At 33.9% G+C, this 13525-nt stretch carries 19 protein-coding genes; 1 reads left to right on the top strand and 18 read right to left on the bottom strand.

Annotated elements, in window-relative coordinates; all coding sequences use genetic code 11:
• Positions 1-133: 133 nt before the first annotated feature.
• The 6 genes from typA to G7082_RS11740 form a co-directional block, all read right to left on the bottom strand.
• Positions 134-1975, bottom strand: coding sequence for a translational GTPase TypA (gene typA, locus G7082_RS11765; RefSeq protein ID WP_166035244.1), 1842 nt, complete (start codon positions 1973-1975; stop codon positions 134-136).
• 136 nt (positions 1976-2111) lie between these two features.
• Entirely contained in the window at positions 2112-2876 is a 765-nt protein-coding gene (locus G7082_RS11760) for an inositol monophosphatase family protein (protein ID WP_166035243.1), read from the bottom strand.
• Positions 2873-3163: a UPF0223 family protein gene (locus G7082_RS11755; protein WP_420825012.1), complete on the bottom strand. Its 291-nt coding sequence runs from the start codon at positions 3161-3163 to the stop codon at positions 2873-2875. Before G7082_RS11755 ends, G7082_RS11760 begins: the two co-directional genes overlap by 4 nt.
• Positions 3164-3298: 135 nt before the next feature.
• On the bottom strand, positions 3299-4747 hold the full coding sequence (locus tag G7082_RS11750) for a sensor histidine kinase (RefSeq protein ID WP_166035242.1): 1449 nt from the start codon (positions 4745-4747) through the stop codon (positions 3299-3301).
• The gene (locus G7082_RS11745) at positions 4747-5469 is read right to left on the bottom strand and encodes a response regulator transcription factor (RefSeq protein WP_166035241.1); all 723 of its coding nucleotides are present in this window, start codon (positions 5467-5469) and stop codon (positions 4747-4749) included. Before G7082_RS11745 ends, G7082_RS11750 begins: the two co-directional genes overlap by 1 nt.
• Entirely contained in the window at positions 5466-5807 is a 342-nt protein-coding gene (locus tag G7082_RS11740) for an SdpI family protein (protein WP_166035240.1), read from the bottom strand. Before G7082_RS11740 ends, G7082_RS11745 begins: the two co-directional genes overlap by 4 nt.
• Before the next feature lie 242 nt (positions 5808-6049).
• Here G7082_RS11740 and G7082_RS11735 point away from each other — a divergent pair, with 242 nt between their 5' ends.
• Positions 6050-6205: a hypothetical protein gene (locus tag G7082_RS11735; protein ID WP_166035239.1), complete on the top strand. Its 156-nt coding sequence runs from the start codon at positions 6050-6052 to the stop codon at positions 6203-6205.
• Between the two features lie 107 nt (positions 6206-6312).
• Here the strand turns inward: G7082_RS11735 and G7082_RS15070 are convergent, their stop codons facing one another.
• The 12 genes from G7082_RS15070 to G7082_RS11680 all read right to left on the bottom strand — a co-directional run bounded on the left by G7082_RS15070 (position 6313) and on the right by G7082_RS11680 (position 13376).
• Positions 6313-6606: an aromatic acid exporter family protein gene (locus G7082_RS15070; protein WP_238842651.1), complete on the bottom strand. Its 294-nt coding sequence runs from the start codon at positions 6604-6606 to the stop codon at positions 6313-6315.
• Positions 6606-6791, bottom strand: a complete 186-nt coding sequence (locus tag G7082_RS15065) for an aromatic acid exporter family protein (protein WP_238842729.1) — start codon at positions 6789-6791, stop codon at positions 6606-6608. Before G7082_RS15065 ends, G7082_RS15070 begins: the two co-directional genes overlap by 1 nt.
• 127 nt (positions 6792-6918) lie before the next feature.
• Positions 6919-7269 carry a DUF2200 domain-containing protein gene (locus G7082_RS11725; RefSeq protein ID WP_166035238.1) on the bottom strand — a complete coding sequence of 117 codons (351 nt, stop codon included), beginning with the start codon at positions 7267-7269 and terminating at the stop codon, positions 6919-6921.
• Entirely contained in the window at positions 7270-7560 is a 291-nt protein-coding gene (locus tag G7082_RS11720; RefSeq protein ID WP_166035237.1) for a DUF1905 domain-containing protein, read from the bottom strand.
• The gene (locus tag G7082_RS11715) at positions 7557-8018 is read right to left on the bottom strand and encodes a DUF1801 domain-containing protein (RefSeq protein WP_166035236.1); all 462 of its coding nucleotides are present in this window, start codon (positions 8016-8018) and stop codon (positions 7557-7559) included. The genes G7082_RS11720 and G7082_RS11715 overlap by 4 nt, the downstream gene beginning before the upstream one ends.
• A 274-nt stretch (positions 8019-8292) precedes the next feature.
• A complete protein-coding gene (locus tag G7082_RS11710) occupies positions 8293-9318 on the bottom strand; it encodes a DUF1002 domain-containing protein (RefSeq protein ID WP_166035235.1) in 1026 nt (341 codons plus the stop codon).
• A gap of 123 nt (positions 9319-9441) precedes the next feature.
• Positions 9442-9900, bottom strand: coding sequence for a GNAT family N-acetyltransferase (locus G7082_RS11705; RefSeq protein ID WP_166035234.1), 459 nt, complete (start codon positions 9898-9900; stop codon positions 9442-9444).
• The gene (locus G7082_RS11700; protein ID WP_166035233.1) at positions 9897-10328 is read right to left on the bottom strand and encodes a GNAT family N-acetyltransferase; all 432 of its coding nucleotides are present in this window, start codon (positions 10326-10328) and stop codon (positions 9897-9899) included. The genes G7082_RS11705 and G7082_RS11700 overlap by 4 nt, the downstream gene beginning before the upstream one ends.
• A 13-nt stretch (positions 10329-10341) precedes the next feature.
• Positions 10342-11328 carry a LacI family DNA-binding transcriptional regulator gene (locus G7082_RS11695; RefSeq protein WP_166035232.1) on the bottom strand — a complete coding sequence of 329 codons (987 nt, stop codon included), beginning with the start codon at positions 11326-11328 and terminating at the stop codon, positions 10342-10344.
• A gap of 230 nt (positions 11329-11558) precedes the next feature.
• A complete protein-coding gene (locus G7082_RS15060; protein WP_238842650.1) occupies positions 11559-11939 on the bottom strand; it encodes an HD domain-containing protein in 381 nt (126 codons plus the stop codon).
• A complete protein-coding gene (locus G7082_RS11685) occupies positions 11936-12604 on the bottom strand; it encodes a 5'-methylthioadenosine/adenosylhomocysteine nucleosidase (protein WP_166035231.1) in 669 nt (222 codons plus the stop codon). Before G7082_RS11685 ends, G7082_RS15060 begins: the two co-directional genes overlap by 4 nt.
• Before the next feature lie 103 nt (positions 12605-12707).
• Complete coding sequence (locus G7082_RS11680) at positions 12708-13376, bottom strand: MIP/aquaporin family protein (protein WP_166035230.1); 669 nt, start codon at positions 13374-13376, stop codon at positions 12708-12710.
• Positions 13377-13525: the final 149 nt, after the last annotated feature.

Genomic DNA, 13525 nt, shown 5'->3' with positions numbered 1-13525 from the left:
AGATTTTTGCATTAATTCTAGGCTTTTTTAGTTAGTAGCTTTTTCTTAGCTATTAAAAAAAATATCCTTTTTTAATCAGCCAAAAAATGTAGCCAAATACACAAAAAAATGAGGCGATATCGCCTCATTCTTCTTAGTTCTCAGCTGTTTTTTTCTTTTTAGCTGCTTTTTCACGTTCAGATTTGTTTAAGATTTGTTTTCTTAAACGGATACTTTCTGGCGTTACTTCACAGTACTCATCATCATTTAAGAATTGTAATGATTCTTCTAATGTTAAGATTTTTGGTTTTTTGATAACAGAAGTTTGATCTTTGTTAGCAGAACGAACGTTAGTCATTTGTTTTGCTTTAGTGATATTAACACCTAAGTCGTTTTCACGGCTGTTTTGTCCAATGATCATACCTTCGTATACGTCAGTACCTGGTTCAACATAAACAGTTCCACGTTCTTCAATACTCATGATACTGTATGTCGTAGCTTTACCTTGATCAATTGATACAAGAGCTCCGTTACGACGTCCACTTACTAAACCAGAAATTACTGGTAAGTAAGAATCAAATGTGTGGTTCATGATTCCGTAACCACGTGTTAATGACATGAATTCAGTTGAGTAACCAATTAATCCACGAGCTGGTGCTAAGAAGACTAATCTTACTTGACCATTTCCTGAGTTAATCATGTCTTGCATTTCAGCTTTACGTTGACCTAATGATTCAATAACCCCACCCATGTATTCTTCAGGTGTGTCTATTTGAACACGTTCAAAAGGCTCACATACAGTTCCATCAACGTTACGGTAAATAACGGTTGGACGAGATACTTGTAACTCATAACCTTCACGACGCATGTTTTCAATTAAAATTGATAAATGTAATTCTCCACGGCCTGATACAGTCCATTTATCTGGAGATTCAGTTTCTTCAACTTTTAATGAAACGTCTGTTTGTAATTGGTTTAATAAACGTTCTTCAATTTTACGTGAAGTAACGTATTTACCTTCTTTACCAGCAAATGGTGAATTATTTACTAAGAAAGTCATTTGTAGAGTTGGCTCATCAATGTGTAAGATTGGTAAAGCATCTTGATGATCAACAGGAGTTACTGTTTCTCCAACAAAGATATCTTCCATACCAGATACAGCAATTAAATCTCCAGCTTTAGCTTCTTGAATTTCAACACGGTCTAAACCGAAGAAACCTAAAAGTTTTGTTACTCTAAATTTCTTAACTTCGCCGTCAAGTTTCATCAAGGCTACTTGATCCCCAACTTTGATTGTTCCACGGAACACACGACCAATACCAATACGTCCTACATAGTCACTATAATCTAATAATGATACTTGGAATTGTAATGGCTCTTCGCTATTATCAACTGGTGCTGGGATGTGCTCTAAAATAGCATCGTAAACATAATCCATAGTTGCTTCTTGGTTTGCTGGATCATCTGATAAACTAGTTGTTCCGTTTACAGCTGAAGCGTAAACTACTGGGAATTCTAATTGATCATCATCAGCGCCTAATTCGATTAATAATTCTAATACTTCGTCTACAACTTCTGCAGGACGAGCAGTTGCTTTATCAATTTTATTAACAACGACGATTGGTGTTAATTTTTGCTCTAAGGCTTTTTTAAGTACGAAACGTGTTTGAGGCATTGTTCCTTCGTAAGCATCTACTACTAAGATAACGCCATCTACCATTTTCATGATACGTTCAACTTCACCACCGAAGTCCGCATGTCCCGGTGTATCTAAAATGTTGATATGTTTGTCTTTGTAGTTAATGGCAGTATTTTTTGCCAAAATTGTAATACCACGTTCTTTTTCAATGTCTCCAGAATCCATGGCTCTTTCTTGAATTTGTTCATGATCATCAAATGTATTTGACTGTTTCAACAATTCATCAACCAATGTTGTTTTACCATGATCGACGTGGGCAATAATTGCCACATTACGAATATCTTCTCTTAATTTCACTATTATAGACTCTCCTCACTCTATTAAAACAATAGACAAACCTTGCTTGCCTAATTTTTCCGACTGCTTATTATAACAAATAAAACGGCTGAAAAAAAGTGAAAAGTTTTCATTTCACCACTTTTTTTCAAAAAAATTAATAATTAGCTATTTCTTCATATGTTTTTTGGGTAGCCACAAGGAAATATTGTCGTTCTCCCAAAATATCATACGGACTTCCATCAAACTTAGAGCACTTTAAGCCAAGGGGTTCACTTAAAGCAACACCTGCAGCAAAATCCCAAGGTGCTAAGTTAGAAATGTAGCCATTTTGTTTTCCACGAATCACATTTAGAAAATCCAGACCCGCACAGCCAAGCATTCTGACACCTACAGCTTCTATAGCAATATCACGGACATTAAACGTATTATGGCAGAACATCGCACCGTTGACACCGATTAATCCGTCTCTTAAACACACATTCTCAACTTGGTTCACTGATTGAGAATTGAGAAACACACCCGTTTTAGCCCCACCATAGGCAAATTCATCTTTAACAACATCATAAATAAAACCAAGTATCGGCACATTGTCCTCAAAAATTCCAATCATAATACAAAAATTTTCTTGCTGTTTCACAAAATTTAAGGTGCCATCAATCGGATCAATCACCCAGATTCTTCCCTTTGTATCAGACAAATTATCTCCTAGACCTTCTTCACCTAAGATATGGTCATCAGGATAATTAGTGCGTATCTTTTCTACTAAAAAGGCTTCCGTTTCTTTGTCCACATTCGTCACTAAATCATGGCGATTACTTTTTTCTTCCACCATAATCGGCGACTTCAGTTTTTCACGTATTTGATCTGCTGCTTCATTCACCCATTCAACCACTTGGTTCATTAAGGCAACTTGTGTCATTTAGCAAAATCCTTTCTGTTAAGGATACCTGTTTTCTGCGCTCTGGCTTGTTTAGCTACATGGTATAAAGAATAACCAGACGCTTCTTCAAAATCTCGACCAAGCTCTCGTTCTTCTCCAATACTCTTCACAACCGTTTTAAATCCAGCATAGGCTTTTAAAAATGATTCAGCCGTTACTTTTTTTTCATAAGTCTCTTCCAAAGTTCCCCATAAATTCACGACTAATATCAATTCGTCTGTCGTCCATTCAGGGTTTAATGGATAATTGTAGTTTTCTTTCATCATTTCACCTTTTCCTCTTAAATTCAGTGTATCAAAAAAATAGAATTTGTGATAGTCATAAGAAACAAAAAATAATAGTCTATGCCTAAAACTCCTAAAAAAGAGACTGACAAAAGGCGTCAATCTCAAATGAAATCTTTATTCTGCTACTTCTTCCTCAACTTTATCAGGAAAATTAATGTGGAAGGTTGTTCCTTGGTCAACAATACTTTCAATATCAATTGAACCACCATGAAGTTTCACTAATTGATCCACAATGGATAACCCTAATCCCGATTCTCCGTATTTTGTATTTTTACGAGATGGATCAGCTTTATAATATCTATCCCAAACATTTTTAACTTGTTCCTCACTCATACCAATACCTGTATCAGCAATCGAGACTGTTGTTTCCATATAACCTCTTGAAACGGTAATTTTAATCTCGCCCTCTTCAGTAAACTGAATCGCATTGGTGATTATATTGACCATAATCTGAACGAATCTGTCGTAATCAGCATAGACTTCCACAGGTTCTAAGGTTTCAAGGATAATTTGATTCTTTTTATCCTCAGCTTTTCCTTTAAGTTGTTCGGATAATGTCTCCAAAATCTCAGTAGCATTTAATTTTTGAATCGTAATGCTTATTTGATTCGTTAATATTTTTTCATAATCTAAGTTTTCATTAACTAAACGAATCAGACGTTTGGTTTCATTTTGCATCAAGTTAATACACTTATCTTGTTGATTAGCTGGTATGGCATTGTAGGCTAAACCTTCAAGTAACCCATTGATTGTCGTTAACGGGGTTCTCATTTCATGAGCCACATCTGCCATAAAGTTTCGACGGCGTTCTTCTTGTCGCTCAATTTCAGTATGAGAATCCTTTAAAGCGCCAGCCATTTTATTAAAATCTTCCGCTAAATCATCGAGTTCATCATTATTTTTCACCTCTAAATGGACATCAAAGTTTCCAGCTGAAATCTGATTCGTCGCTTTTCGCATTCGGTTAATCCGATTCACTTGGAATTTAGCTAAAATGTAACTAATAATCAAGGCAATAATCGTTGAAATGATGAAGCCTTTAAACAAGTTTTGCGTTAAAGAACTAACACTTTCTTCTATATTACTACTTGGTTGCCAAACCATTAAAATGTATTCAAAGTCAAAATTATCACTGTTAAACAACGGTTGAATATGAACTGCCATTGTTGTTTTTTTCCCATCAGTACCTAGGGACACATTAGAAATTGTTTTTTGAATTTTTTTACCCTTTTTTAGTAACTTTAATTCATCATTTGAGATTAAATTATCCCCACTATGCCCTTTTGCGGAGGGTGGATAAACAGCTGTTCGATTTGGTTGTAATAGAAAAAAGCCGATATTTTGATTTTCAACAATCGCACTGGCTGTATTCAATGATTGTTGCAACGTCCAATCTTGCTTACTCATATTTTGGACAACTGTTGTCGCATATCCTTCTAATTGATCATAGGTTGTTTCTTTCACCGTATTTTTAGTAAACGTGGTAAAAGACACCCCAAAAATAATCAGAACTGTTAAAATAATCGCAAAAAAAGCAATCATTTGTTGTAGCAAGTATCTCATTACTCACCAACCCCAGAATCATCAAACTTGTAGCCAACGCCCCAAACTGTTTGAATCACTTGTGGTCCAACTTTTTCAATTTTTTGTCTTAATTTTTTAATGTGAGCATCCACTGTTCGCTCATCGCCAAAGTATTGATAATCCCAAACAAGTTCTAATAATTTTTCTCTTGAAAAGACTTGTCTTGGTTTTTTAGCTAATGTTAATAATAAGTCAAATTCTTTTGGTGTTAAGCCATCAACTAATTGATCATCTAAATAAGCTTCACGTGTTTTGATATTCATTTTGAAATGATCAGTAACCACATCAAAATCACCTTGAATATCATTCGTTGTTTTTTCTGAATCGTCGGTTAGAATTGCACGACGATGAAGAGCTTTAATACGAGCAATTAATGTAATAGGACTAAACGGTTTTGTCACATAGTCATCTGCTCCCATCTCAAGTCCAATAACTTGATCACTTTCTGAATCTCTCGCCGTTAACATGATAATCGGAACAGTTGATGAAACTTTTCTAATTTCGCGACAGACCGTTACGCCATCCATTGTTGGTAAGTTTAAATCTAAAGTAATCATGTCCCAACCTTCAGGATCAGTTAAAAATTCGTCTAAACCATCTTTACCGTCATATTTAAAACTAACATCCCATTCTTCATTTAAAAAAAACATTTTCATCATTTCTGATACGGATTCGTTATCTTCTACCATTAATAATTTCATTTGCTCGCCACGTCCTCTTCTTGTTTATCGTGAAATTTTTCTAACTCTAGTTCAATTTTATAAAAAATACCAATAATCGGAACCCCGATTAATAGAACTTCAATAATATATAAATGGATCATTCCGAAATAACGCAGAACTAATCCGATGAGTAGTGTGATTGCTCCTATGAAAAAGAAAGTTTTCCCTGCTACTTTTTGAGCATAAGTATAGCTTGCTTCACTTAATTTTGCTCTTTGAGTTCGATACCCATATTTGTTGATTCTGTTTTTAGAAGGGAAAATCAAATAAATAACCCCAACTACCGTTAATAATATTCCGACAAAATAAAAAACCATTTCCTCACACCAACCTCGCTTAATATCTATTAGTATACTATGTTTCTGACAATTCTTAAACATACTTTATCAGAAAGCTTCACATTTTATATCTTAATAAAAACTTATGAAAAAATCATGAAAATAATAGTCTTATTACTTGATTTTTAAAAAAACCTATGATAAATTGTAAATAGGAATTTTGTTACCATGAAATCTTATGCCTTTCTCAAGCAAATTTACACACGAGAGGAGAATTTATTATGGTATTTAACAACCAAGCAATTTCATACCGTATTACTTTAAACACTGAGGAAAATATCTTTATTGTATTTGATGCAAACAATGAAAACATCTCAGCACAAGGTTCTACGATTGAAGAAGCAAAAAACAAATTAAATCAACTAGTTAAGGAGTAATCAACTGTGGACGATTCCAGCTATTGACGAAGGTATTCAATCATTTCATATGGATGGATACTTTTTTGTTATGCAAAAAAATAAATTTAAAGCATATTGCCCTAAATTTATTTATCCTTAAACCCATCTAATTTTTTGTACTTACAAGGCAAAGCAATATTCATTCCAAATGCAACAAACATACCGATAAAGCTGTCCACGACTCTAGCTAAAGCATAAGTATACGACTGGTTATCAGGAATCATAAATAGAATCGTTAGAAACGTAGCACAAGCCCCAACAGTTCCTTCATAACAATGAGCCGTAGAAAGCAGCCAAATCATACCCGTTACTAAAAGTGGGATTGCGATTAATTGAACAAGATCACCGTCGCCAAATTGTTGAAAAATAAAAATAGCCACTACTGAAAATAGCGCCCCATGATATTACCTACGACACGATGTCTCCCAAATTTTAGGGTATTATACATGTCTTCCCTTAAGGTAAAGACTGCTGTAATCGAAGACACAACGTACGTATCACGATTAAAAATAAAACTAATTAATATACAAACAAAAACACTCAGACCTGTTTTGATTGTCCTCATACCAATTTTCAACTTTTTTTCAATCCTTCTTTCTTTTTTCTGCGCGTAAAAAAAGTTCCCTTAAAAAATAAGAAAACTTTCGTCATGACTCTATTCTATACACTTTACGAACAAAAAGCAAGTCACTCTAAGAACGCAAGATTTTCTCCATCTTCTTTCCCTTAGCAAGTTCATCGACTAATTTATCCAAGTATCTGATTTTTTGCATGAGCTTATCTTCAATTTCTTCCACGCGGTAACCACAAATAACACCTTTTATTAGTTGAGTATTTAGATTCATTTCTGGCGCTTCTTCAAAAAAGACTCTAAAAGAAACGTCTCGCTGAATTTGTTGTTGAATTCCTTCTGATGAGTAGCCAGTTAGCCAAGTAATTACTTGAATCAACTCTTCTTCTGTTCGACCTTTTTTCTCAATTTTCTTTACATACAATGGATAGACGCTACTAAAAGTCATCTCAAACACTTTTTCATTGTTCATTTAAATTGCCTCCTTGACTATTACTTTGACTACATCGCCAACATTTTTTTGCAATTTCTTTCTAATTTCTTTTTTGATACCAATAATATAAGCAACCGACCCATCCTCATGTTTAACACCCATATTAACAATGCTGCCTATGTATTCAACCTTGTCAAAATAGACTGTTACTTTGACTCGGCCTTTGCCAAATTCTTCTCTGATATCATAAGGAAAAATGACATATGCTCCACCTTTACCTATTTCTGAAGCTTTAATTTCTGCTTCAAATTGATACTCTTTAGCTGTCATTTTTTTGCGTTCTCTTTTCTATTCATATATTTTTCGTAAGATGCAATCCATTCTTCCATGGTAATTTTTGTCATTAACTCACCAATAAGATCATAAGGAATATTTTTAACGTTAGTAAACCGAATACAGCTCTTCCCCATATTGAGTTTTGTTGGCACTTGTTTAGCATACTCCTCTTCAAACCATGTTAATATTTCTTTATTTCCCATAATCCCCATATGATATAAAGCAATATGATTTTTTTGTGCTGCAAGTGATACAAAAGGTAACGGCTCATCAACTCTCCCTAAATATCCATTCGGGTAACTTTCTAAAGGAACAACGAAGCTAATCATCCCGTAAGTTATCATCTCTTCAAAACCACTTGGTATGCTGTCTTTCACTACATCATATAATTTATGAAAAGCTTCACTTCTTTTTTCATCGACATTGCTTAAATACTCTTCTATCTCAGACATAAAGCACCTTCTTTTTTTAATTAATATAGCATTTTTAAGAAATATAAAGGTATCTTTTTGCTCAAAGACTAGAATGGTGAAAAAGGCGTTTAACTCCAAGCAACTGGAGAAAAGCGTAAACAATCCACGATTTTGGGATTGATTATGCTTTTCTCCAGTTGTCGTAGGAGTTGCCTTTTGAACCTGGACTATAGAACACGTTTAACTCAAAGCAACTATAGAAAAACAAACAAATAAGAGGCTGACACTTAGGTCATCCTCTCACTCGTTTGTTTTATTTAAATAAATTAGAGAAGAAATCTTTTATTCCTTGCCAGAAACCTGATATGCCGCTTTTGGCTTTTTCTACGTTTTCATCAGACAATAAATTATCTTTGAATTCTTTCCCATTTTTAACTAAATCATCTTTAAATCCTGTTAATTGTTTCGTCATTTCCTTGTCGTTAATCGCATCTGTACTACTAAATGACACCATGTTGTTAACAATTTGTGTTTTTTGATCATTTGAAATCGCATTGGTCATCCCGTTTTTGTCGATTTGATCCGTTACGACATTGGTAACTTCTTTGACTTTTTGCTCTTCAGACATTTCTTGTAATTTTTTATTCATTTTTTGAAGCTCTAATTGAATATCAGCTAACATAACTAACATGTTTTCAGATGAATAATCTTTCTTGTCTTTGTTCGCTTCATCAATTGAAGAAACAACTTTCATTTGTTCTTGAGCTACTTCACGTTTTTCATCACGACTCTTTTGATCTTGGGTGTCACTTGCTGGATCTACTTCATCATAAATCTTGTAAATACCTGCTAATGCACCACTACCATCCATTGTTCGAACGCTACCAATTCTGATATACGCGTCATAAACACCACTTGTAATGGCTGCGGAACGATACATCGCTTCAGTACGTGCTGTGATGTTTTCTGGGGTCACGATTTCAACATCTACACCAGTTCCTTCTTTGGTTCTTGCAATTAGTGCACTTGAGTAGGCTTTTGAGTTAGATGTAAATTCTGGTACATCCGTTACATACTTGACTAAATCATTTCCATCAACTTCAAATTGATTTTTCTTTGTCACATCCGTTCCAGTTAACGACTTCACCTTATCTAAATCTTTCGTTAAAATTTCTGTTGTTTTGGTTTTTTCTGCTTCAGTCAATCCATTTCCCAAAGCGATATTGGGCACGTTCCAACCTTCGTCTTTTGTTTTTTCATTTGCTGCTAAAACAGTTGGCCCTGCTATTAAAGTCGTTAATAGTAACGCACTCAGTGATAATTTTTTTGTATTCTTCATTAAATACCTCCATTAATTATGTATCTGCCATTGATTATAACAAGTATCGGTTGAAGTTTCCTCATCCTTAAGTTGGGTTTTAGAAATTCTTTGAGATTAGTCATAAAAAAGTCATATAAGTAGTTATTTTTGAAAAATATATGAACGTCCGCCTTCTGGATATTCTTTTTCGCCTGTTTTCTTGAAGCCGTTTTTTTGATAAAAATGATGATTGGAAAGTGAATAGCTAGGTGTTTCTAATCGCCAGTAATCTTTTCCGTATTTATCTTCTATATCCTTCCAAACAGCGGATCCAACACCTTGATTAATACATTCTGGTAACACACAAAAATATAGAACCTCTCTAATTTCTGGATTAATTGCGATTATCCCTATTATTTTATCAGCACGAGTAATCAATAAAGAGTCTGCCTCTTGATTAGCCAGTAATCTTTTAAATAGACGACCATCAGAATATCCTGGTGGTCCATCCTCTGCGCCTTTTCCAAAATGTAAAGCTGTATCATAATTAAAAGACTCAGTAAAAATCTTAGTAACCATTTGCTCATCTTTTTCTGTCATTTTTCGATAAGTTAACTTCATTTTAACTCCTTTTTCAGAAAATATTTTGTCGTTCCTTCTACCGGACAATCTGTAAGTTCTCCAAAGACTGTGAATCCATATTTTTGATAGAAACCTAATCCTTGGTAATCTTGTGTGTTAACAGTTAAATATTTAGCGGATTTATTTTTTGCTATGAGTTCTATTTTCTCAAGCAACAAGCTACCTAAACCACTACCTCTATTTTCTTCTTTAATAGCTAGTAACGAAATATGAACTCGATTTCCAGTCTTCTTCGCTGTTAAACCACCTTGGTAGATATCATCTTTCATCACAGCAAAAGAAAACGTAATCTCTGAAAATTCAATTTCTGAAAATTTTTGATGCTGATGTTTTTCTAAAATATGGATAATTTGTTCTACATTTTCTTTAGAGTCTAGTTTAAAAATCTGAATAGTTTGATTACTCATATTACCCTCCTATTTAATCCAGATTAAATGTCATTTCTAAATAGCAATCCTCTTGCTTTTCTTTTGGATGATTAATTGCTTGTAGTACTTTGTATGACAGTATATGGGCAAACTCTTCAAAAGGATTCTCTAAAGTCTTAATTTGCGGGCGAATATTTTTTAATAACTCAATCCCATCAAAGCCGATAATTTCAATTTCTTCATTCACTCGTTTTCCAGAATCAAATACTGCTTGATAACACCCTAATGCTAAGTTATCATCACTACAAAAAATAGCTGTTACTTCGCTATTTTTCATAATTTTTTGTGCACCTAAATAGCCACTTTCGACTGAAAAATCAGTACTTGTTATTCTCTTATCATTTATAGGAATACCGTGTTTTTGTAGGGCATCCTTATAAGCTTTCCCTCTTTCAGGAAATGAAAATTCAATTCCATTATCTTTAATCAAACCTATCTTTTGATGCCCTTTTTCAATCAACCACTCCATCGCCTTAAAAACTGTCTCATACTCGTTTAAATAAACATTACCATATGGACTATGATTAATCCCTTTATCAATAAAAACAACAGGAATTTCTTGAAAACAACCTCCCTTGAACCATTCACTAGGAAAGACTGTACCTGTAAAACAAAAAATAGCTTCCACAGAAAACTGAGCATATCGTTCTAAAATTTTCTTTTCCTCTTCCATTTCACCAAAAGATTCACTGGTTATTAAGTGATAGTTCTTTTGACTTAACTCTTTTTGAATTAAATTAATCAATGTCGCGGCAAAAGGCTCCTTAATAGTTGGCACAACAATACCAATTAATTGGGATTTCTTTTTAATAATATTTGAAGCAAAATAATTAGGTGTATAGTGATTTTCTTCCACAACTTTAAATACTTTCCGCTTCGTTTCATCACTGAAGCGATCTCCTTTGCCATTTAAAATTAAAGAAACCGTTGTAATGGAAACATCCGCTAGTTTCGCTATTTCTCTAATGGTTAACTTCATTTAATCCCCTCGTTATTTTTTATTTTTAAATCCTTAACTGCATCATTAAGCCAAGGATGTAGAATGTTTAAATCTGGTAAAACCCACTGTAAATAAACCTTGCAACCTTCATTTAAAGACAAGTTTAGTGCTAGTTTTAACTCTTTTAAGTAAGGCGCACTGTCTTTACTACCCCACTTCACTTTATCTGCAATAAACACCAACTTATCTAAATCACTGGCATTCTTTTTTTAGGTCGTGTGACATTCTATAGCTGATAGGATTTCTAAGACTTCTATACCGAACACTTCTTTTGCTAAAATAACTCCATGTTTTTGATGTAGCAGCATAGGTAATTTGCTTTCCGCGTCACAGACAGATACATTGTAGTATTCAGAAAAAACGATGCGTTCATTATCTGGTATCACGCAACCAATATCATGAATTAATCCTGCAATATACGCTTTTTCTACAGGTAAGTTGTATTTTTCTGCCAATCTTTGACATTCCTCTGCTACCTCTAAAGAATGTTCTAATATAAAAATTTCTTCGTGTTCTTTATAAAATTCTGTGACTTGTTCTTTAATATCCGTAGATTTAAAAGCTATTTTATATGATTCAATCGACTTCATTTTTTCAACTCCTCCAGAATTTTTAAAAGGTGTTCACCCACTAAATCACTGGCTACAATTTCAAAATTGTCATAAGAATCGTCTGCTTGATCGTCCGCTAAATCAGAAATACACCTTAGAGAAATAAACGGTACCTCATTCAAATAACAACAATGTGCAATCGCACTTGTTTCCATATCAACTGAAATCGGATTAAATTGTTGTTTTATTTGCTGTTTTTCTTCGTTATTTGCAATAAAAGATTCACTCGACGTCATAACTCCTTCATGAATCGTTGGAATTTTCTCTTTGATTAGTTTTAACAGAACGTCACTTGCTGGAAACGCTCGTTTATTAGGAAATAAGCTTTCTGCCTGTTTAACATTCACATCATGGTGACTGTATGAATTTCCCACAACTAAATCGAGAGTTTTCACACCTTCACCTAATCCTCCAGCAATCCCAATATTAATTATGTAATCGGGACTTTGATCATCAATTAACAATTGCGTATAAACAGCCGCATTCACTTTCCCAACACCACAGACAACACAGACAATATCGATTCCCTGATAACTTCCAATAGTAAATTGATTCATCTTTTTCTTAATTGTCTCTTTTATTTTGATATGTTCAAAAACATACGCCATCTCTGAAGGCATGGCTGAAATGATTCCTACTTTCATGGTGACACTCCTTTTTGTGGTCTTTTGTTTATTTTATCATAAGAAACTAATAAAAAAACACAAAAAAACTTCTACCAAAACGATAGAAGTTTCCCCTAAATAATTATTTCTCTTCACTACCCATAAATTTAGCAACAATTGCTGCTACTGCTGATCCAACTAATGGCGCTAACAAGTATACCCAGTAGTTTGATAAAGCACTACCACCTGCAAAAATAGCTGGTCCAAAACTACGTGCTGGGTTTAATGAGCCACCTGTTACATTTAAAGCCACAATAATTAAGAAAGCTAAAACTGTACCGATAGCAATTGGTGCTAGTGTTTGATTACCAAATTTAGCACTTGTTACCATTAAAATCACAAAAACAAATAAGAACGTTATAATTGCTTCAAAAAGAAACGCTTGTCCTGCTGTAACATTTGGAAAATCTGTTTGACCAAAGCCATCTTTTGGTAAGTCTAGGGCTTTGATGAAAATTGATAAAACGCCTGATGCAGCAACGGCACCTAAAAATTGGGAAATAATGTAGAAAATACCATCTTTCACTTCTAAACGTTTGTTCATCATCATTGCAAGTGATACGGCTGGGTTAAAGTTACCACCAGAAACACCACCAACGGCACATGCCATAACCATAACAGCCATACCGAATGCTAAACCAATACCAAGATAACCAATCGCTGTTTCTCCAGAGTTAGCAATTGCTACTGTTCCAGTTCCTAAAAACACAAGAACAAATGTCCCTATAAATTCTGCTAAATACTTCTTCAAAAAAAATCCTCCTACGTTTTTTAATCTAAATAAAAGATTAAAAAAACACTATTTTTATGCACTTTTCTTAAGCACTTTTAGAGTATAGCTAACTGAAAAATCAGAGTAAATTTAATTGCTTGTTTACTTTTTCTTCAATGTTTTTTTAA

The organism is Vagococcus hydrophili (assembly GCF_011304195.1).
Classification (GTDB): domain Bacteria; phylum Bacillota; class Bacilli; order Lactobacillales; family Vagococcaceae; genus Vagococcus; species Vagococcus hydrophili.
This window is presented reverse-complemented; position numbering and strand designations above follow the sequence as displayed.